The 18403-nt window shown below is 68.6% G+C and carries 16 protein-coding genes; 10 read left to right on the top strand and 6 right to left on the bottom strand.

Annotated elements, in window-relative coordinates:
* The first annotated feature begins 10 nt into the window (after positions 1 to 10).
* Positions 11 to 286, top strand: coding sequence for an XRE family transcriptional regulator (locus ACGVWT_RS04150; protein WP_315461570.1), 276 nt, complete (start codon positions 11 to 13; stop codon positions 284 to 286).
* Between the two features lie 131 nt (positions 287 to 417).
* On the opposite strand, the gene ACGVWT_RS04145 is transcribed toward ACGVWT_RS04150, so the two are convergent.
* The gene (locus ACGVWT_RS04145) at positions 418 to 1194 is read right to left on the bottom strand and encodes an enoyl-CoA hydratase (RefSeq protein WP_043059147.1); all 777 of its coding nucleotides are present in this window, start codon (positions 1192 to 1194) and stop codon (positions 418 to 420) included.
* A 12-nt stretch (positions 1195 to 1206) separates the two neighbouring features.
* Positions 1207 to 2274: an enoyl-CoA hydratase/isomerase family protein gene (locus tag ACGVWT_RS04140; protein ID WP_315461571.1), complete on the bottom strand. Its 1068-nt coding sequence runs from the start codon at positions 2272 to 2274 to the stop codon at positions 1207 to 1209.
* Between the two features lie 104 nt (positions 2275 to 2378).
* On the opposite strand from ACGVWT_RS04140, the gene ACGVWT_RS04135 reads away from it, so the two are divergent.
* Positions 2379 to 5381 carry a PAS domain-containing protein gene (locus ACGVWT_RS04135; protein ID WP_315461572.1) on the top strand — a complete coding sequence of 1001 codons (3003 nt, stop codon included), beginning with the start codon at positions 2379 to 2381 and terminating at the stop codon, positions 5379 to 5381.
* Between the two features lie 27 nt (positions 5382 to 5408).
* Here the strand turns inward: ACGVWT_RS04135 and ACGVWT_RS04130 are convergent, their stop codons facing one another.
* Together ACGVWT_RS04130 and ACGVWT_RS04125 are read right to left on the bottom strand one after the other, a co-directional pair.
* Positions 5409 to 5909, bottom strand: coding sequence for a methylated-DNA--[protein]-cysteine S-methyltransferase (locus tag ACGVWT_RS04130; protein ID WP_315461573.1), 501 nt, complete (start codon positions 5907 to 5909; stop codon positions 5409 to 5411).
* Between the two features lie 41 nt (positions 5910 to 5950).
* On the bottom strand, positions 5951 to 6370 hold the full coding sequence (locus ACGVWT_RS04125; RefSeq protein WP_116461869.1) for a DUF3597 family protein: 420 nt from the start codon (positions 6368 to 6370) through the stop codon (positions 5951 to 5953).
* Between the two features lie 132 nt (positions 6371 to 6502).
* On the opposite strand from ACGVWT_RS04125, the gene ACGVWT_RS04120 reads away from it, so the two are divergent.
* On the top strand, positions 6503 to 7108 hold the full coding sequence (locus ACGVWT_RS04120; RefSeq protein ID WP_286165119.1) for a DUF4142 domain-containing protein: 606 nt from the start codon (positions 6503 to 6505) through the stop codon (positions 7106 to 7108).
* A gap of 18 nt (positions 7109 to 7126) precedes the next feature.
* Here ACGVWT_RS04120 and ACGVWT_RS04115 read toward each other — a convergent pair whose 3' ends face one another.
* Positions 7127 to 7498 (bottom strand): reverse transcriptase-like protein, encoded by a 372-nt coding sequence (locus tag ACGVWT_RS04115; protein WP_315461574.1) that lies wholly within the window; start codon positions 7496 to 7498, stop codon positions 7127 to 7129.
* 73 nt (positions 7499 to 7571) lie between these two features.
* Between ACGVWT_RS04115 and ACGVWT_RS04110 the strand changes: the two genes are divergently transcribed.
* From ACGVWT_RS04110 to treY, 7 genes are all read left to right on the top strand, one after another.
* Positions 7572 to 7823 carry a glutathione S-transferase N-terminal domain-containing protein gene (locus tag ACGVWT_RS04110; protein ID WP_017979726.1) on the top strand — a complete coding sequence of 84 codons (252 nt, stop codon included), beginning with the start codon at positions 7572 to 7574 and terminating at the stop codon, positions 7821 to 7823.
* Between the two features lie 16 nt (positions 7824 to 7839).
* Complete coding sequence (locus tag ACGVWT_RS04105; RefSeq protein WP_315461575.1) at positions 7840 to 8391, top strand: DNA-3-methyladenine glycosylase; 552 nt, start codon at positions 7840 to 7842, stop codon at positions 8389 to 8391.
* A 283-nt stretch (positions 8392 to 8674) separates the two neighbouring features.
* Positions 8675 to 8917 carry a hypothetical protein gene (locus ACGVWT_RS04100; protein ID WP_315461576.1) on the top strand — a complete coding sequence of 81 codons (243 nt, stop codon included), beginning with the start codon at positions 8675 to 8677 and terminating at the stop codon, positions 8915 to 8917.
* A gap of 106 nt (positions 8918 to 9023) precedes the next feature.
* Positions 9024 to 11147, top strand: a complete 2124-nt coding sequence (gene glgX, locus ACGVWT_RS04095; protein ID WP_315461577.1) for a glycogen debranching protein GlgX — start codon at positions 9024 to 9026, stop codon at positions 11145 to 11147.
* On the top strand, positions 11144 to 12838 hold the full coding sequence (gene treZ, locus ACGVWT_RS04090) for a malto-oligosyltrehalose trehalohydrolase (protein ID WP_315461578.1): 1695 nt from the start codon (positions 11144 to 11146) through the stop codon (positions 12836 to 12838). Before glgX ends, treZ begins: the two co-directional genes overlap by 4 nt.
* Positions 12835 to 14730 (top strand): 4-alpha-glucanotransferase, encoded by a 1896-nt coding sequence (malQ, locus tag ACGVWT_RS04085; RefSeq protein ID WP_315461579.1) that lies wholly within the window; start codon positions 12835 to 12837, stop codon positions 14728 to 14730. The genes treZ and malQ overlap by 4 nt, the downstream gene beginning before the upstream one ends.
* Positions 14727 to 17021 carry a malto-oligosyltrehalose synthase gene (treY, locus tag ACGVWT_RS04080; protein ID WP_315461580.1) on the top strand — a complete coding sequence of 765 codons (2295 nt, stop codon included), beginning with the start codon at positions 14727 to 14729 and terminating at the stop codon, positions 17019 to 17021. Before malQ ends, treY begins: the two co-directional genes overlap by 4 nt.
* Here treY and nhaA read toward each other — a convergent pair.
* Complete coding sequence (nhaA, locus tag ACGVWT_RS04075) at positions 16995 to 18392, bottom strand: Na+/H+ antiporter NhaA (protein WP_315461581.1); 1398 nt, start codon at positions 18390 to 18392, stop codon at positions 16995 to 16997. The genes treY and nhaA overlap by 27 nt on opposite strands.
* Positions 18393 to 18403 lie beyond the last annotated feature (11 nt).

Here is an 18403-nt window from a genome sequence, read left to right as displayed (position 1 = left end):
GTGTTTCCCCATGACGATGATCGATCCCCCGACGCCCTGTGACGCCCGTGTCGAGGCGATCCGGGCAAACCTGCGGCTTGCCCTATCTAATCAGGTGAAGGCGTGGGCAGTGCCGCAATCGACGGCCGCCGCGCGGCTCGGCATCGGCCGCTCGACGCTCAACAATATTCTCAATCACGACAATCGCAGGATTTCGATCGCGTCACTGATCACGATGCTGCTGCGTGCCGGCGCCGATGTGTCGGTCGCGGTGGAACTCGCGCCTGCTTGGCCTGACGCGCAATGAGGCACCAGATTCGTCATTGCGAGCGAAGCGTGGCAATCCAGGGCGTCCTGATCCGGCTCTAGATTGCTTCGCTCCGCTCGCGATGACGGACTGGAAACCGGCCTCTCCTAATAGGGACCGGCAGAGCGGGCCTACCGCCCGGACCAATTCCCCGGCCGCTTCTCAACGAAGGCCGCCATGCCTTCCTTCTGGTCCGCCGTGCCGAACAGACCGTTAAACAGCCGCCGCTCGAACTGGATGCCCTGCGCCAGCGGCGTTTCGAACGCGGCGTTCACCATCTCCTTGTTCGCCAGCACCGCGAGCGGCGCCATCGCGGCGATCGACGCGGCGGTCTTCACCGCCTCCTCGACCAGGTCGGCGGCCGGGATGATCCGGCTGACGAGGCCGGCGCGCTCCGCCTCGGCCGCATCCATCATCCGCCCGGTCAGGCACATCTCCATCGCCTTGGCCTTGCCGACGGCGCGGGCAAGCCGCTGCGACCCGCCCATGCCGGGGCTGACCGCCAGCTTGACCTCGGGCTGACCGAATTTCGCGGTGTCGGCGGCAAGGATGAAGTCGCACATCATGGCAAGCTCGCAACCGCCGCCCAGCGCATAGCCGGCGACTGCCGCGATCACGGGCTTGCGCGTCTGCGTCAGCCGCTCATAGCCCGCGAAGTGGTTCGTCCCGTACATCGCGGCGAAGTCCATCGCCGCCATTTCCTTGATGTCCGCGCCCGCCGCGAACGCCTTGGCGCTGCCGGTCAGCACCGCGCAGCCCTGGCTCGCGTCGGCATCGAAAGCCGCAAGCGCCGCCAGCAGATCGGCGAGCACCTGCGCATTGAGCGCGTTCAGCGCCTCCGGCCGGTTGAGCGTGATGAGCGTCACGGCATCGCGCCGCTCGACGAGGATGGTCTGGTAATCGGACATGCGGGCCTCTCCTTAATTCGGCGTCCACGCCTCGGCGGGCGGCAAGGGTGCGAAGATCTGATCGATCAGGTGATCGGTCACCGCCTCCGGCGTCGCCGGGTTCCAGCGGGGACTGTTATCCTTGTCGACGATCACCGCGCGCACGCCTTCCAGAAAATCGTGGCGCTGCACGACATGCGTCGCGACCGCATATTCCTGTACCATCTCGTCGGCGAAGCTCTGCATCAGGCTGCCGTCGTACAGCAGGCGCAGCGAAACCTTCATCGACTGCGGCGACTTGGTCTTCAGGATCGCGAGTTGCTGCGCGGCGAAGTCGCCCCCATCCGCCTCCAACGCCGCGAACACCTCCTCCAGCGTATCGGAGGCGAACAGCCGGTCGATGTCGGCGCGATGGTCGAGCAACCGCGGGTGCGGGGCCGCGACGCTTGCCGCGGTCAGGATCGCATCGATACCGTGCGGGTCGGCGGCGATCGCGTTCTTCACCTCGGGCAGCGCGCTGGCGGGCAGATAATGCGTCGCGAGGCCCAGCGCATGCGCCTCCGCCCCGTCGAGCCGGTGGCCGGTCAGCGCGATGAACTGGCCGATCCGCCCCGGCAGGCGGGATAGATACCAGCCGCCGCCGACGTCGGGGAACAGCCCGATCCCCGTTTCCGGCATCGCGAACTTGGTGTTCTCGGTCGCGACGCGATAGCGGCACGGCAGCGAAATGCCGACGCCGCCACCCATCGTCACGCCATCCATGAACGCAACGGTCGGCTTGGCATAGGCGAACAGCCGGTGATTGAGCTGATATTCGGTATGGAAGAACGCCCGCGCCGCCGCGCCATCGCCCGCGCCGCTGTCGGCGAGCATGCGGATATCGCCGCCCGCGCAGAAGCCGCGCGCGCCCTTGGGATCGCCGTCCGCCGAGGGCGCGTGGTCGATCATCACCGCCGCGATGCCGGCATCGGTGCGCCAATCCTCCAGCGCCGCGAGCATCGCCTCGCACATCGCCAGTTTCAGCGCATGGAGCGCGCGCGGCCGGTGCAACCGCAGGCGCCCGAGCGCGCCATTGATCTCGATCAAAACATCCTGGGTCATGCATGTGAGCTTTGGCGAGCGGCAGGCCGCGCGTCCATACCGATCCGACGAAATGGCCTGCCTAAGGGTTTGACTCACGCCCAACCCCGGCCCATTTCAACAGCATGCCCGCGTTGCGTCCAGAACAGACTTTTGGTTCCACCCCCCAATGGCCACTGGGTGGCGGGGGCTGCGGTACGCTGATCCGCAATCATGACTGGTCCGCGACGCCGCTGGGGCCGGTCGCCGACTGGTCGGGCGCACTACGCACGACGGTCGCCAATATCGTCAACTCGCCGGTGCCCAAGGTGCTGATGTGGGGGCCGGCGAACGTCCTGATCTACAACGACGCCTACACCGCCATCGCGGGAGACAAGCATCCGGCAGCGCTCGGCGGCACCGCCGAAGGCGTCTGGCCGGAAATCTGGGAGTGGAACCGCGCAATCCTGGCGCGCGGCGCGACCGGAGAGGTCGTGGCCTATCGCGACCAGCCGATGACGCTGCTGCGCGACGGCGTCCCGCAGACCTTTTTCCTCGATCTGTTCTACACCCCCGTCTATCTCGACGACGGAACGGTCGGCGGGGTGATGTGTACCGCGATCGACAATACCGCACGCATCGGTGCCGAAGCCGCCGTCGCGCATAGCGCCGCGGAATTGCGCTCGATCACCGACGCGCTGCCGGTGCTGATCTCCTACATCGACCGCGACCTCACCTACCGCTTCGCGAACAATGCCTATCAGGACTGGTTCGGCCGCGCGCCGGAGGATGTCGTCGGGCGTCACTTGCGCGAAGTGATCGGCGAGGTGAGCTATGCCGAACGCCTGCCGCTCATCCAGCGTGCGCTGGCAGGCGAGCCGATCCGGTCGGAGGGGCGGCTCTCGCACCGCGACGGCAGCTTCCACGGCGTCGACATCCGCTATCTGCCGCGCTTCGACGAGAAGGGCGAGGTGCTCGGCATCCACGTCCTCGCCAACGATATCGAAGAGCGTGCGCAACGCGAAGCGGCGGTCCGCCGCAGCAACGAACGCTTCCGCGGCGCGATGGAGGCGGTCCACGGCGTCCTGTGGACCAATTCGCGCGATGGTCAGATGACCGGCGAACAGCCCGGCTGGGCGGCGCTGACCGGGCAGTCGCGCGAAGACTATGCCGGCTATGGCTGGGCGAATGCCGTCCATCCCGAGGATGCCGACGCGACCGTCGCCGCCTGGAATGCCGCGGTCGCCACCAAGTCGGTCTTCGTGTTCGAACATCGCGTCCGCCGCCATGACGGCGCGTGGCGCAACTGCCTGATCCGCGCGCAGCCGATCACGGATGCCGACGGCGAGATCGTCGAATGGGTCGGCGTCCATACCGACATCACCGAACAGCGCGCCGCCGAACAGTCGCTGCGCGATCAGGCCGAGCATCTGCAGCGCCAGGTCCGCCATCGCGAACGGGCCGAGGAACAGCTGCGCCACCTCAACGAACATCTCGAAGCGCGCGTCATCTCCGAAATCGGCGAGCGTCGCCGCGCCGAGGCAGCGTTGGCGCAGGCGCAAAAGATGGAGACGATCGGCAAGCTGACCGGCGGCGTCGCGCACGATTTCAACAATTTGCTGCAGGTCGTGTCAGGCAACCTTCAATTGCTCGCCAAGGATATCGCCGGCAACGATCGCGCCGAACGCCGCGTCGCCAATGCGATGGCGGGCGTGTCGCGCGGGTCGAAGCTCGCCGCGCAGCTGCTCGCCTTCGGCCGGCGGCAGGCGCTGGAGCCCAAGGTCGTCAACGTCACCCGCTTCGTCCAGGGCATGGACGACATGCTGCGCCGCGCGATCGGCGAGGGCGTCGAGGTGGAGACGGTGTTCGGCGGCGGCCTGTGGAATTGCTTCATCGATCCTGCGCAGATCGAGAATGCGCTGCTCAACCTCGCGATCAACGCGCGCGACGCGATGAGCGGCCAGGGCAAACTGACCATCGAATTGTCCAACGCGCATCTCGACGACGACTATGCCCGTACCCATGACGAGGTCGAGCCGGGCCAGTACGTCATGCTCGCGGTCAGCGACACGGGCACCGGCATGCCCCCCGACATCGTCGACAAGGTCTTCGAACCCTTCTTCTCAACCAAGTCGGAAGGCAAGGGCTCAGGCCTCGGCCTGTCCATGGTCTATGGCTTCGTCAAACAGTCGGGCGGTCATGTGAAGATCTATTCGGAGCCCGGCCACGGCACGACGATCAAACTGTACCTGCCGCGCAGCATGGACAGCGAGGACGTCGAGGTCATCGTCAACACCGGCGCGATCGAGGGCGGCACCGAAACGGTGCTGGTCGTCGAGGACGATGACGAGGTGCGCGCCACCGTGGTCGAGATGCTGGGCGATCTCGGCTATCGCGTGCTGAAGGCGGTGGACGCGCAAAGCGCACTAAGCGTCATCGAAAGCGGCATCCCGATCGACATGCTGTTCACTGACGTGGTGATGCCCGGCACGCTCAAGAGCCCGGAATTGGCCCGCAAGGCGAAGGAGCGGCTGCCCGAGCTCGCGGTGCTGTTCACCAGCGGCTATACCGAAAATTCGATCGTCCATGGCGGTCGCCTCGACGCCGGCGTCGAGCTGCTGTCGAAGCCGTACACGCGCGAGGCGCTGGCCCGAAAATTCCGCACCGTGCTGGCCAACCAGCGTCAGCGCAGCGCCAGTCTCGCCGCGCGCGACCTGACCACGGCGCCCGCCCCGCTGCGCAGCGCCGCGGGCGCGGCGGGACAGGTCACGGTCCTGCTGGTCGAGGATGACGAGGTCATCCGCGCGACCACCGCCGAAATGCTGCAGGCCTGCGGCTATGTCGTCGTCGATGCGGCGAGTGCGGAGGATGCCGCCACCGCGCTCCAGACCGTGCCGATCGACGTGCTGGTCACCGACGTCAATCTGCCCGGCGCCTCCGGCCCGGCCTTCGCGGCCCGCGCACGCGATCTGCGTCCGGGCGTCGGCATCGTCTTCGCGACCGGCGACACGGCGGGCGTGCCGCCGGGCACCGGCGCGGTGCTGCTCGCCAAACCTTATGGTGCCGATGCGCTGCAGGCCGCGATCGCCGCAGCACGGACGGGCGAGACGCAGGTGCAGGCGCGCAAGCTGGAACGCGAGGCGGACTGACGGAACGGGGCGGTTGCGCCTCAGCCCTCAGCCGAACGGCAGTTCGCCGTCGCGTCGTTCCAGCGCCAGCAATTGCGCCTTCACTGTCATGCCGCCCGCAAAGCCGGTCAGCTTGCCCGTCGATCCGACGACGCGGTGGCAGGGCACGATGATCGAGATCGGGTTGCGCCCGTTCGCCGCGCCCACCGCCCGCGACGCGTCGGGCCGGCCCAGCGCCAGCGCGATCGCGCCATAGCTGCGCGTCTCGCCATAGGGGATAGTCAGCAGCGCCGCCCACACCGCCTTTTGAAAGTCGGTCCCGCGCAGATCGAGCGGCACGTCGAAGATGCGCCGCTGACCCGCGAAATAGGCCGTCAGCTGCGCTGCCGCGGCCCGCAATATCGGATGGTCGTCCCCCTGCACCGTCGTCGCCAACGGCACTCGCCGGGGATCCTCCTCCGGCCACAGCACGGCGACGAGGCCGGCGTCACTCGCCACCAACGTCAGAGCACCCACGGGGGAATCGAGGCGCGTGGCGGCGAGCGTCATGGCGTCCGGGCTAACCCGAACGCCGACGTCGGGAAAGCCCGTCAGTTGCGCAGCGAATCCGGCACGATCCCGCCATTCTCGGCCAGCTTCGCCATCACCGCCTTGTGCAGCGCGATATTCTGTTCGGCGCTGCCGTCCTCACCCGCATGGACGCCCAGTTCCTGCCCCAGTTCGCGCCGCGCAGCGAGGCTGGAATCGAGGTCGAGCAGCTTGAGCAGGTCGACGATCGACGACTGATAATTGCCTCCGCCATTCTTCATCGTCGCCATCTCCGCCAGCACCGCGCCGACATCGACCGGCGCCGCGGGCGTCGGCGCGGCGGGAGCGGCAGGGGCCTGCGGCGGCGCAGATGTCGGCTGCGGCGCCTGCGGTGCAGCCTGCGCCGGCGCCGGGGTCGGGGCGGCCGAAGCGGCGGGCTTGTGGCCGAAAACCTTGCTCATGATGCTGCCGAAGATGCTCATCGTCATGCTCCCGTTGCGTCGCCGAAGCAGCGACCGTCGCGCCCTCAAACGTCGATGTGCGCCGAATGCTCCCCGCGCCGGAACGCAGCGCCGCGTCCGAACGTTGGCCACCCCGGATTGAGGGAGTGGACAATGTCTAAGAATTTCATGGGGATCGCATCGGCCGCAGCGCTCGCACTGGCGCTGTCCGCCTGCGGATCGCGCACCGATACCGCCAACAGCCCGGACGCCACGATGGCAAACGACACCGCGGGCTTCGACGCCGCCAATGCCGGTGCGACCGGCGCCAACATGGGTGCCGCGGCGCGTCCCGCCGCCGGCCAGACCTTCGTCAACACCGCGGCGGCAAGCGACGCGTTCGAAATCGCCAGCTCCAAGCTCGCGCTCGACAACAGTTCGTCGGCCGCGATCAAGAAATATGCGAACCAGATGATCGCAGCCCATACCGCGTCGACGGACAAGCTGAAGGCGACCGTTTCGGGCCTCACCCCGGCGCTCACGCCCGACCCGACGCTCAACGCCGATCAGCAGGCGAAGCTCGATTCGCTGAAAGGCCTGACCGGCACCGCTTTCGACACCGCCTATATCGCGGCGCAGCAGCAGGCGCACCAACAGGCCTATGACATGCTGACCGCTTATGGCGCGACCGGCGACGTGCCTGCGCTGAAGACCTTCGCCACCGGCCTCGCGCCCACCGTCGCGGCGCACCTCAACATGGCAAAGGGCCTGAAGGCCTAAGCCACGTCCGGCATCGCGCTATCGCGGATGACGCCGCGCGAGCGCGATGCCGGCCAAGTTCTTCGATCGCGGCACATGGCGGACATGGACGCGATCGAAGTCCATACGCGCCTGCACCCAGGCGTCGCGGTGCGGTAGCAGTTGCGGGCTGCGGCATGCCCAACGCCCCAGCGCCTGTTCGACGATCGTCAGCGCATCGCCGATGAACAGCACGTCGCGCGCGCCCGCAGCGGTAGCGATCGCGGCGGCATACCGCAGCGCCAGCCACTCCGCCATGCAATTGTCGCCGACGCCCATGTCGTCCAGAATATAGGCATGGCCATGCGCGACCACGCCGATCTCCATCCGCGCCGGATCGCCCCGCGCACCGCCGTCGAAATACAGCGTCATCCGCTCCCTTGCGGAACGTCGCCGGCCCTCCATTTTTATGTCCCCGAACAACGCAGATGCGTCAGGAGCCGTCATGACCGATACCCGCAAGGCCGTGTTGCACCGGATGGTGCTCGCCGACCATATCTGCCCGTTCGGCGTGCGCGCCAAGCAGATCCTGCAATCCGAAGGGTTTGAGGTCGAGGACCATATCCTGCGCACGCGCGAAGAGGTCGATGCCTTCAAGGCGGAGCGCGGCCTCGCGACGACGCCGTTGATCGAGATCGACGGAGAGGTGATCGGCGGCAGCGATGATCTGGAGCGGTGGCTCGCCAAGGTCGATTGAGCGCGACCCCCGCGCCATGTCGGCGCCTGCCACCGTCTTCGATCGTGACGTCGAACAGGTCGCGCGGGCGCTGATCGGCGCGACCCTGCTGGTCGACGGCGTCGGCGGCACGATCGTCGAGACGGAGGCTTATGATGCCGACGACCCCGCCTCGCACAGCGCGCGCGGTCCTTCGCCGCGCAATGCCGCGATGTTCGGGCCCGCGGGACGCGCCTATGTCTACCGCAGCTACGGCATCCACTGGTGCTTCAACATTGTGTGCGCGCCCGGCAGCGCGGTGCTGATCCGCGCGCTCGAACCCACGCACGGTCTCGATACGATGATCGCGCGCCGGGGCCTCGCCGATCCGCGCCTGCTCTGCGCCGGCCCGGGGCGGCTGTGCCAGGCACTCGGTGTGGACGCGCGGCTCGATCACGCTCCGATCGATGCGCCACCCTTTACGCTGATCCCCGCCACCAGCGCAGCGCCCCTGCACGCCGGCCCGCGCATCGGCATCACCCGCGCGGTGGACACGCCATGGCGCTTCTGCCTCGCCGGTTCACGCTACCTCAGCCGGCCTGCGCATTAGACGGGACGATAGTTGATCCGTCATTGCGAGCGAAGCGAAGCAATCCAGAGCCGCACCAGGACGCCTTGGATTGCTTCGCTGCGCCCGCAATGACGCAAAGTGGGCAGCTTAAACCTCCCACGTCAAAGCCGCCGACCATCGGCAAGATGCACCAGCTTTCGGCGCGTTTCACACCTCATCAAAAGCCAGAAAGCCCAGATTTCCGCCATTTAGGTGTTTGGCATGCATAATGCACTACCACAGTCGCAGCCGGATTGGGCTGTCGCCTTTGGGAGGAAAGTCCATGTTCGCCACCACGCTCGCCGCCGCCATCCTGTCGATCACCACGCCCGCCGCCGCACCGGCATCAGCCCCCGCAGCGCCTGCCGCCGGCCAGAGCGACGCCGCCGCCCAGCCTGCCAAGGGCCGCTACAACCCACGCGTCTGCATCGTCGATTACCCGACCGGCACGCGCATCCCCACCAAGACCTGCAAGCTGCTCGGCCAATGGCGCACCGACGGTATCGACCCGCTGCCCGGCAAGTGAGTCTTCGGAATGCCGGCCGCACGTCCGCCTCATGGCGGGATGTGCGGCCGGGCTGCGATCGACGAGGACCTTCCATGCTGCGCCTGCGTTCTGGCTGGCACACATCATGGGGGTCCTCATCTTGCACAGCCTGCCCGACCGGCTCGACGCCGGCTCGCCCTATCCGCTCGGCGCGACGTTCGACGGCCTGGGCGTCAATTTCGCGGTCTATTCCGCCAATGCCGATGCGATCGAACTGTGCCTGTTCGACGCCACCGGCAAGCGTGAGCTGAAGCGCATCGCTCTGCCCGAATGCACCGACGAGGTGTGGCACGGCTATCTGCCCGACGCCGGCCCGGGCCTGCTCTACGGCTATCGCGCGCACGGCCGCTACGAGCCCGAGAACGGCCACCGCTTCAATCCCAACAAGCTGCTGCTCGACCCCTATGCCCGCAAGCTGCACGGCCAGATCAAATGGACCGACGCGCTGCACGGCTACAAGGTCGGCCACCCGAAGGAGGACCTTTCCTTCGACAAGCGCGACAGCGCGCCCGCGATGCCCAAGGCGGTCGTCGTCGACGATCACTGGGATTGGTCGCGCGACACCAAGCCCAACACGCCCTGGTCCGAAACCGTCATCTACGAGGCGCACGTCAAGGGCCTGACCAAGCTGATGGAGCTGGTTCCGCCGAACGAACGCGGCACCTATGCCGGCCTCGGCCACCCCGCCGTCATCGCGCACCTGAAGCGCATCGGCGTCACCGCGCTGGAACTGCTGCCCATCCACAGCTTTACCCAAGACCGCTTCCTGCAGGAAAAGGGCCTGAAGAACTATTGGGGCTACAACACGCTCGGCTTCTTCGCGCCGGAACAGGCGTATATGTCGTCGGACAGCCAGGACGAGCTGCGCCGCGCCGTCCATCGCCTGCACAAGGCGGGGATCGAGGTGATCCTGGACGTCGTCTACAACCACACCTGCGAAGGCAGCGAGAAGGGCCCCACCCTGTCGTGGCGCGGGCTCGACAACGCCAGCTATTACCGCCTGGTCAAGGACCAGCCGCGCTACAGCATCAACGATACCGGCACCGGCAACACGCTCAACCTCAGCAAGGCGCGCGTCATCCAGATGGTGACGGACAGTCTGCGCTATTGGGCGACCAGCTTCGGCATCGACGGCTTCCGCTTCGATCTCGGCCTGACGCTGGGGCGCGAGGAGCATGGCTTCGATCCCGGCGCCGCCTTCTTCGACGTCGTCCGGCAGGATCCGGTGCTCGGCCGCCTGAAACTGATGGCGGAGCCGTGGGACGTCGGTCCCGGCGGCTATCAGCTCGGTAACTTCCCGCCCGGCTTCGCGGAGTGGAACGACAAGTATCGCGACACCGTCCGCCAGTTCTGGCGCGGCGATGCGGGCCAGCGCGCCGATCTCGCCGCGCGTCTGGCGGGATCGGGCGACCTGTTCGACCGCCGCTCGCGCCGGCCTTGGGCGAGCATCAACCTGCTCTCGGCGCACGACGGCTTCACGCTCGCCGACACGGTGATGTACGAAGAGCGCCACAACGAAGCGAATGGCGAGGACAACCGCGACGGCCACGACAACAACCATTCGCGCAACTGGGGCCACGAAGGCCCGACCGACGATGCCGCGATCAACGACGCGCGCGGCCGCGTGCAGCGATCGATGCTGACGACGCTGCTCGCCTCGCTCGGCACGCCGATGCTGGTCGCGGGCGACGAGTTCGGCCGCACGCAACAGGGCAACAACAACGCCTATTGCCAGGACAATGCGATCAGCTGGCTCGACTGGCAGGCCGCCGCGAGCGCAGAGGGGCAGACGCAGATCGATTACGTCGCCCGCCTCGCCGACCTGCGCCGCCGGTTCTGCGTGCTGCGCGCGCCGACCTTCCTCTACGGGCAGGATACGCCCGGACAGGGCATCAACGACATCGAATGGTGGGACGAGCGCGGACAGCAGCTCAGCGCCGACGATTGGCAGAACCCCGAAGGCCGCGCGCTGATGATGCGCCGTGCCAGCCGCAACGCGGCCGGCGAGCTGGAAGTGGTATCGCTGCTGCTCAACGGCTCGCCCGATCCCGTCACCTTCCACCTTCCCCCACCACATGCGACGCGTATCGTCCTGATCGACAGCGCCAAGCCCGATCAGGGCGAGGTGGAGATCGAGGACACCTATGAAGTCGCCCCTCAGGGCGCCGTCCTCCTCACCTGGACCGGCGCGTTCGAGGATCGGGCATGACACCGGGCTGGGGCGCGACGCTGCTCGACGACGGGCGGACCCGCTTCGCGCTATGGGCGCCCGATGCCGGGGGCGTGGATCTCGACATCGACGGCGCCCCCTCGCTCGCGATGGCGGCGCAGGAGGACGGCTGGTTCGTCGCGACGACGCAGGCCCCCGCCGGCACGCGCTACCGCTTCCGCATCGGCGATACGGTCGTCCCCGACCCCGCCTCCCGCGCGCAATCGGGCGGCGTCCATGGCTGGAGCCTCGTCATCGACCCGGCCTATCCCTGGACCGTCACCGACTGGCGCGGGCGGCCTTGGGAAGAGACGGTGCTCGTCGAGCTGCATCCCGGCGTGCTCGGCGGCTTTCGCGGCGTGATCGACCAGCTTCCCACCATCGCGGCAACCGGCATCACAGCCATCGAGCTGATGCCCGTCGGCGCCTTCGGCGGCACGCGCGGCTGGGGCTATGACGGCGTGCTGCCGTATGCGCCGCACGAAAATTATGGCGCCCCCGCCGACTTGCAGGCGCTGGTCGACGCCGCGCACGGCTTCGGCCTCTCCGTCTTCCTTGACGTCGTCTACAATCACTTCGGCCCCGACGGGAATTACATCGGCCAATATGCCGCCGGCTTCTTCGATGCCGAGGTCCACACCCCCTGGGGCGGCGCGGTCGCGATGCACGAAGACGCCGTCCACCGCTTCTTCGTCGACAATGCGCTGATGTGGCTGCGCGACTATCGCATCGATGGCCTGCGCTTCGACGCGGTCCACGCCATCGCCGACGACGCCTGTCTTGACGCGATGGCCACGGAAATCCGGGAGGCACTCCCGGATCGCCACATCCACCTCGTCCTCGAGAACGAGCGCAACGATGCCGCACGGCTGCGGGATGGCGGCTATGACGCGCAGTGGAACGACGACTTCCACAACGTGCTCCACGTCCTGCTGACGGGCGAGACCAGCGCCTATTACACCGACTTCGCCGATCGCCCGGCCGAGCGCCTTGCCCGCTGCCTGGCGGAAGGCTTCATCTATCAGGGCGAAGGCTCCACCAACCACGACGGCAAGCCGCGCGGGACGCCCAGCGCGCATCTGTCGCCGACCCGCTTCGTGTCGTTCCTTCAGAACCACGACCAGATCGGCAATCGCGCGCTGGGCGAGCGGCTGACCGTGCTGACCGATCCCGCCAAGCTGCGTGCCGCGACCGCGTTGCTGCTGCTCGCCCCGCAAATCCCCTTGCTGTTCATGGGCGACACCGACGGCAGCGAGACGCCCTTCCTGTTCTTCACCGATTTCCACGACGAGCTCGCCGACGCGGTGCGCGAGGGGCGGCGCAAGGAATTCGCCAAGTTCGACGCGTTCGCCGATCCGCAGGCGCGTGAACGCATCCCCGATCCCAACGCCCGCAGCACCTTCGACGCGTCGCGACCCGATCCCGGCCCCGACGCCGCCGCATGGCGCGCGCTGTATCGCGACCTGATCGCGCTGCGTATGACCCATATCGTCCCCCACCTCACCGGTGCGATGGCGATCGGCGCACAGGCGACCGGCGGCGCCGCGGTCACCGCCCGTTGGCGCCTGGCTGACGGCAGCACGCTCGCCATCGCGCTCGACCTCGCCGACACGCCCGCGCCGCTCGCCGCGGGCAATGGCGGCCTGCTGCACACCGAGGGCGACCGCTTCGCCGCCTGGATCGCGCGATGAGCGATCTCGCCACCCGCGCCAAGGCGGCCGGCATCGCGGCGCAATGGGAGGACGCGACCGGTCGCCAGCGCACCGTCGCCGACGATACGCTCAGCGCCATCCTCGATCGGCTCGACCGCTCGACCGACGGCGAGACGACCTTCGTCACCGCCGATGTCGGCATGCCGATCGTCACCACCGCCGCACCCGGCGCCGCGACGCTGGCGCTGGAGAATGGCCCCCAGCGCATCGTGCAGGTTGCTGCGGACGGCACCATCCCACCGATCAACGAACCCGGCTATCACCGGCTCGACACCGCGCGCGGTGCCATCACCCTCGCCGTCGCGCCGCGCCGCTGCGTTCCGGCGCCGCCCGGCCACAGCTGGGGTCCGGCTGTACAAATCCCGGCCCTCCGCGGATCGCACCCCGCCCCCTATGGCGATCTCGCCACCCTCGCCGAAGCGACACGCGCCTTTGCCGGTGCCGGGGCCGACGCGCTGGCGATCAGCCCGACGCACGCGCTCTTCCCCGCCGACCCGTCGCGCTTCAGCCCCTATGCCCCGTCGAGCCGGCTGGTCCACCACGCCCTGCTTGCCAGCGCCGCCGACGATGACACGGACTCCGGCCCGCTGATCGACTGGCAAGCCGCCCTCCCCCGCCGCCTCGCCGCGCTACGTCACGCCTTCGACCGCGCGACGCCGGACGAGATCGCCCGCTTCGACGCCGCCGCCGCCCACCGTCCCGACTGGCAGCAGCACGCCCTTTACGACGCGCTGCACGCCCATTTCTTTGCAGAGAGTGGCGCGCATGGCTGGCAGGACTGGCCTGCTGCCTATCACGACCCCGCCGCCCCGGCGGTCGCGGCCTTCGCGCGCGACCATGCCGACGCCGTCCGCTTCTACGCCTTCCTGCAATGGCGCGCCGACACCGGCCTCGCCGACGCCCACGCCGCCGCGCGCAACGCCGGCATGCGGATCGGTCTGATCGCCGACCTCGCCGTCGGGATGGATGCGGGCGGCAGCCACGCCTGGAGCCGCCGCAGCGACCTGCTGACCGGCCTGTCGATCGGCGCGCCGCCCGATCCGCTCGGACCGCAGGGGCAGAATTGGGGCATCACCGCGCTCTGCCCGTTCGCACTGCGCCGCGCCGGCTTCGACGCCTTCATCCGCACCGTCCGCGCAGGCCTGGCACACGCGGGCGGCATCCGCATCGACCACGCGCTCGGTCTGTGCCGGCTGTGGGTCATTCCTGAGGGCGGCAAGCCCGGCGACGGCGCTTATCTCGCCATGCCCTTCACCGATCTGCTCCGCATCCTTGCCATCGAATCGCATCGGGCGAACGCGATCGTCATCGGCGAAGACCTCGGCACCGTGCCGCCCGGCTTCCGCGACACGCTGACCGCGCGGGGCATCTACGGTATGCGCGTGCTGCCCTTCGAGCGCGACGCGAAGAGCTTCACCCCCGCCAAGGCATGGGACGCGTGCGCGGTGGCGATGACCGGCACGCACGACACCGCGACGCTCGCCGGCTGGTGGACCGGGCGCGACATCACCTGGGCGCACAAGCTGAAGCGCAGCGACAGCGACGAACCCAGCGACCGCCTGCGCCGCGTCGGCGAAAAGAAGGCGCTGTGGACCGCCGCCACGCAGGCCGGTGTCGCCAGCGGCCCCGTGCCACACGATGCCGCGCCCGCGATCGACGCCGCGCTCGCCTTCACCGCACAGGCGCCCTGCCCGCTCACCATCGTGCCGCTCGAGGACTTGGTCGGGATCGAGGAACAGCCCAACCTGCCCGGCACGACCGACGAACACCCCAATTGGCGCCGCCGCATGCCCGACACCACCGAGGCATTGCTCGCCCGGCCCGAGGTCGCCCGCCGCACCGCCATCCTCTCGCACAAGAGCCCCGCATGAGCCCCCGCGCCACCTATCGCCTGCAATTCCACAAGGGCTTCACCTTCGCCGACGCCGAAGCGCTGGTCCCGTATCTCGACCGGCTCGGCATCAGCCATATCTACGCCTCGCCGATCACCACGGCGGCGGCCGGATCGATGCACGGGTATGACGTGATCGACCCCACGACGATCAATCCGGAACTCGGCGGCGAGGACGCCTTCCGCAGCCTCGTCGCCGCGCTCAAGGCGCGCGACATGGGGCTGATCATCGATATCGTCCCCAACCATATGGGCGTCGCCGGCGGCGGCAACGCATGGTGGAACGACGTCCTTGCCCGCGGGCGGGACAGCGAGCACGCCCGCGTCTTCGACATCGACTGGAGCCGCCCGATCCTGCTCCCCGTCCTCGGCGACACGCTCGACACGGCGCTCGCCAACGGCGACATCGCGGTCGAGGGCGATCAGATCGTCGCCTATGGCGAACATCGTTTCCCGATCCGCCCCGAAGACCGGGGTAACACCGCCGACCTGCCCGCGCTGCTCGACCGCCAGCATTACCGCCTCGCCAGCTGGCGCACCGCCAACGACCTGCTCAACTGGCGCCGCTTCTTCACCGTCAACGATCTCGCCGGCGTCCGCATCGAAGACCCCGCCGTGTTCGACGCGACGCACGCGCTCTATTTCCGCCTGTATGACGAAGGCCTGATCGACGGCGTCCGCATCGATCACGTCGACGGCCTCACGGACCCGATCGGCTATTGCCGCACGCTTCGCGACCGCCTCGGCCCCGATACCTGGATCGTGATCGAAAAGATCCTCGGCGCCGGCGAAGGCCAGCCCGTCGGCTGGGGCGTCGATGGCACCAGCGGCTACGATTTCATGGAACAGATCGCGACGCTGATCCACGACCCGCTCGGCGCGCTGCCGCTCGAGGAACTGTGGCAGGACATGAGCCACCGCTACCTCGATTTCGAAGCTGAGGAATTCGCCGCACGGCAGGACCTGCTCGCCTGGCAATTCTCCGGGCAGCTCGACGCCTGCGTCGCCGCCTTCGTCGCGCTGAACACCGACGCGGCCGTCACGCCCGCGATGCTGCGCCGCGCGATCGAGCGGCTGTTGTGGGTTTTCCCCGTCTACCGCACTTACGGCACCGGCGATGCCGCCCCCGCGAGCGACGCCGCGATCCGCGGCGCGGTGCGCGAACGCGTCGCCGACCTCATCCCGCCGGGTGAGGCGCATGTCGTCGACGCGATCCTCGCCTGGCTCGCCGGTGAAGAATCGGGAGACGCCGCCGAAGCGGTGCGCCGTTTCCAGCAGCTCTCCGCGCCGATCGCCGCGAAATCGGTCGAGGACACCGCCTTCTACCGCTCCGGCCGCCTGCTCTCGCGCAACGACGTCGGCTTCGATGCGACGATCCTCGGCATCGGCGTCGACGCCTTTCACGAGCTGATGACGCAGCGCGCCCGCGACGTGCCGCACGCCATGCTCACCACCGCGACGCACGACCACAAGCGCGGCGAGGACGTCCGCGCCCGCCTCGCCGCGCTCAGCGTCATGCCCGACGCGTGGCGCACCCGCGTCGAGGCATGGGACCAGCTTTCCTGGGCCTGGGATCACGACGTCTCGGGCGCCGACCGCTACATGCTGCTCCAGACCATCGTCGGCGCCTGGCCGGACGAGGGCGCGACGCCCGATTTCGCCGATCGCATCAAGGCATGGCAGCAAAAGGCCCTGCGCGAAGCGCGCCTCCGCTCGTCCTGGGAAGCGCCGGACGAGGCCTATGAAGCCGCCGCCGCCGCCCTTACCGACGCCTTCCTCGCCGATCCGCGCTTCGTTGCGGAGGTCACCGCCTTCGTCGCCGACCTTGCGCCGATTGCAGACGCCAACACGTTGATCCAGACGCTGCTCCGCTACACCGTCCCGGGCGTGCCCGACCTGTACCAGGGCACCGAGCTTGCCGATCTCAGCCTGGTCGATCCCGACAACCGCCGCCCCGTCGATTATGCGCACCGCCAGGCCCTGCTCGACGCACCACACGCGCCCGCCAAGTTCCGCCTGATCGCCGACCTGCTCGGCCAGCGCCGCGCCAAGCCCGCTTTGTTCGCCGACGACGACTATCGTCCGGCACAGGTCGAGGGCAGCGATCGCATCCTCGCCTTCAGCCGCCACCATGCCGGCGCCACGCTGCGCGTCGCCGCGCTGATCCGCGGCACCGAGGTTCCGGACGCGACGATCCGCTTCGCCGACGGCACCACCTGCGCCGCCGCCGACCTCTTCACCGCCTCACCGGTCTGGTACGCGCTCGGCTGAGCGCGTCGCCAGCCAGAAGATTGCATAGCCGAACAGGCCGGACACCAGCGACGCGCACAGGATGGCCAGCGACGCCATCTCGGTCTGCGCCACGTCGGTGAAGGCGAGTTCGGTGATGAAGAGCGACAGCGTAAAGCCGATCCCGGCGACGCCGCCGATCCCCAGCACCATCCGCCACGTCACCCCATCGGGCAGGCGCGCGCCCAGGACGCGCGTCGCGATCCATGTCGACGCCATGAAGCCCAGCGGCTTGCCGATCGCCAGGCCGGCGACGATGCCCAGGCTCAGCGGTGCGTGCAGCGCCTCCGCGATCGCGTCGGACGACAGATGGACGCGCACGTTCGACAGCGCGAAAAGCGGCAGCACGACATAGGACACCCATGGCGTCAGGATGCGCACCAGCCGCTCCGCCGCCTCGTCGGTCGCCGCGACCATTTCGTGGATGTACCCCAGCTTCGCCTCGACCGCCTCGCCTTTCTCGTCCGCCTCCGCGGCATCGCCCGCGCGCGCCTGTTCGGATTGCGCCGCCCGCAATTCGCCCAATGGCCGCTCGACGCGCTCGGCGAAGTCGCCATGGCTCAACCGCGACCGCGTCGGCAGCAACAGGCCGACCGCCACGCCCGCGATCGTCGGATGCACGCCCGATCCGAATACGCCGATCCAGACCAGCGCGCCCAGCAGCACATAGGGGATCGACGCCACCCAGCGCAGCCGCAACAGGCCGACGATGCCCAGATACGCCGCGGCCGCCACCCCCAGGAACACCGGCTGCACCGACGCGGTATAGGCGAAGGCGATCACGAGCAGCCCGAACACATCGTCGATCGCCGCGAACGCCAGCAGCACCGCACGCACGGCCGGCGGCAACCGCGTCGTGAACATCGCGACGACCGCCAGGCTGAACGCGGTATCCATCGCCGCCACCACGCCCCAGCCATGCGCGGTCGGCGTGCCCCAGTTGAACGCCAGATAGATCGCCACCGGCACGATCAGCCCGCCGATCGCGCCCGCCACCGGGAATAGCGCGGTCTTGCGCGACGCGAGCGATCCCTTGACGAACTCGCGCTTCACCTCCGTCCCGATGATCAGGAAGAACAGCGGCATCAGCAGGTCGTTAACCCATTCCGCCGCCGGCCGCGCGAAGGCCCAGGCGCCATAGCTCAACCGGATCGGCCGATCCCACATCCGGACATAGTCCGCACCCCAGGGCGAATTGACGACGATCAGCGCGATGAGCGATGCGATCAGCAACGGCCCGCCGGACACTTCGCCGATCGCGAAGAACGGCCCGATCCGATCCAGGACACGCGCGGCGGGGGAGTGATGCGCCCGGGCTTCCACCCGCCCGGACAGGCGCGGAGCGAGGCCCATGCGATCTCCTG

It is taken from the genome of Sphingomonas sp. S6 (assembly GCF_043498045.1).
Taxonomy (GTDB): domain Bacteria; phylum Pseudomonadota; class Alphaproteobacteria; order Sphingomonadales; family Sphingomonadaceae; genus Sphingomonas.
Note: the sequence above shows the minus strand (reverse complement) of the source record. Positions and strands in the feature narration are given on the sequence as shown.

What these genes read in the sequence shown, in the direction of transcription:
- ACGVWT_RS04150 (WP_315461570.1), top strand. Translation starts at nt 11, where the DNA reads ATGACGATGATCGATCCCCCGACGCCCTGTGACGCCCGTGTCGAGGCG.
- ACGVWT_RS04145 (WP_043059147.1), bottom strand. Translation starts at nt 1,194, where the DNA reads ATGTCCGATTACCAGACCATCCTCGTCGAGCGGCGCGATGCCGTGACG.
- ACGVWT_RS04140 (WP_315461571.1), bottom strand. Translation starts at nt 2,274, where the DNA reads ATGACCCAGGATGTTTTGATCGAGATCAATGGCGCGCTCGGGCGCCTG.
- ACGVWT_RS04135 (WP_315461572.1), top strand. Translation starts at nt 2,379, where the DNA reads ATGCCCGCGTTGCGTCCAGAACAGACTTTTGGTTCCACCCCCCAATGG.
- ACGVWT_RS04130 (WP_315461573.1), bottom strand. Translation starts at nt 5,909, where the DNA reads ATGACGCTCGCCGCCACGCGCCTCGATTCCCCCGTGGGTGCTCTGACG.
- ACGVWT_RS04125 (WP_116461869.1), bottom strand. Translation starts at nt 6,370, where the DNA reads ATGAGCATCTTCGGCAGCATCATGAGCAAGGTTTTCGGCCACAAGCCC.
- ACGVWT_RS04120 (WP_286165119.1), top strand. Translation starts at nt 6,503, where the DNA reads ATGTCTAAGAATTTCATGGGGATCGCATCGGCCGCAGCGCTCGCACTG.
- ACGVWT_RS04115 (WP_315461574.1), bottom strand. Translation starts at nt 7,498, where the DNA reads ATGACGCTGTATTTCGACGGCGGTGCGCGGGGCGATCCGGCGCGGATG.
- ACGVWT_RS04110 (WP_017979726.1), top strand. Translation starts at nt 7,572, where the DNA reads ATGACCGATACCCGCAAGGCCGTGTTGCACCGGATGGTGCTCGCCGAC.
- ACGVWT_RS04105 (WP_315461575.1), top strand. Translation starts at nt 7,840, where the DNA reads ATGTCGGCGCCTGCCACCGTCTTCGATCGTGACGTCGAACAGGTCGCG.
- ACGVWT_RS04100 (WP_315461576.1), top strand. Translation starts at nt 8,675, where the DNA reads ATGTTCGCCACCACGCTCGCCGCCGCCATCCTGTCGATCACCACGCCC.
- glgX (WP_315461577.1), top strand. Translation starts at nt 9,024, where the DNA reads ATGGGGGTCCTCATCTTGCACAGCCTGCCCGACCGGCTCGACGCCGGC.
- treZ (WP_315461578.1), top strand. Translation starts at nt 11,144, where the DNA reads ATGACACCGGGCTGGGGCGCGACGCTGCTCGACGACGGGCGGACCCGC.
- malQ (WP_315461579.1), top strand. Translation starts at nt 12,835, where the DNA reads ATGAGCGATCTCGCCACCCGCGCCAAGGCGGCCGGCATCGCGGCGCAA.
- treY (WP_315461580.1), top strand. Translation starts at nt 14,727, where the DNA reads ATGAGCCCCCGCGCCACCTATCGCCTGCAATTCCACAAGGGCTTCACC.
- nhaA (WP_315461581.1), bottom strand. Translation starts at nt 18,392, where the DNA reads ATGGGCCTCGCTCCGCGCCTGTCCGGGCGGGTGGAAGCCCGGGCGCAT.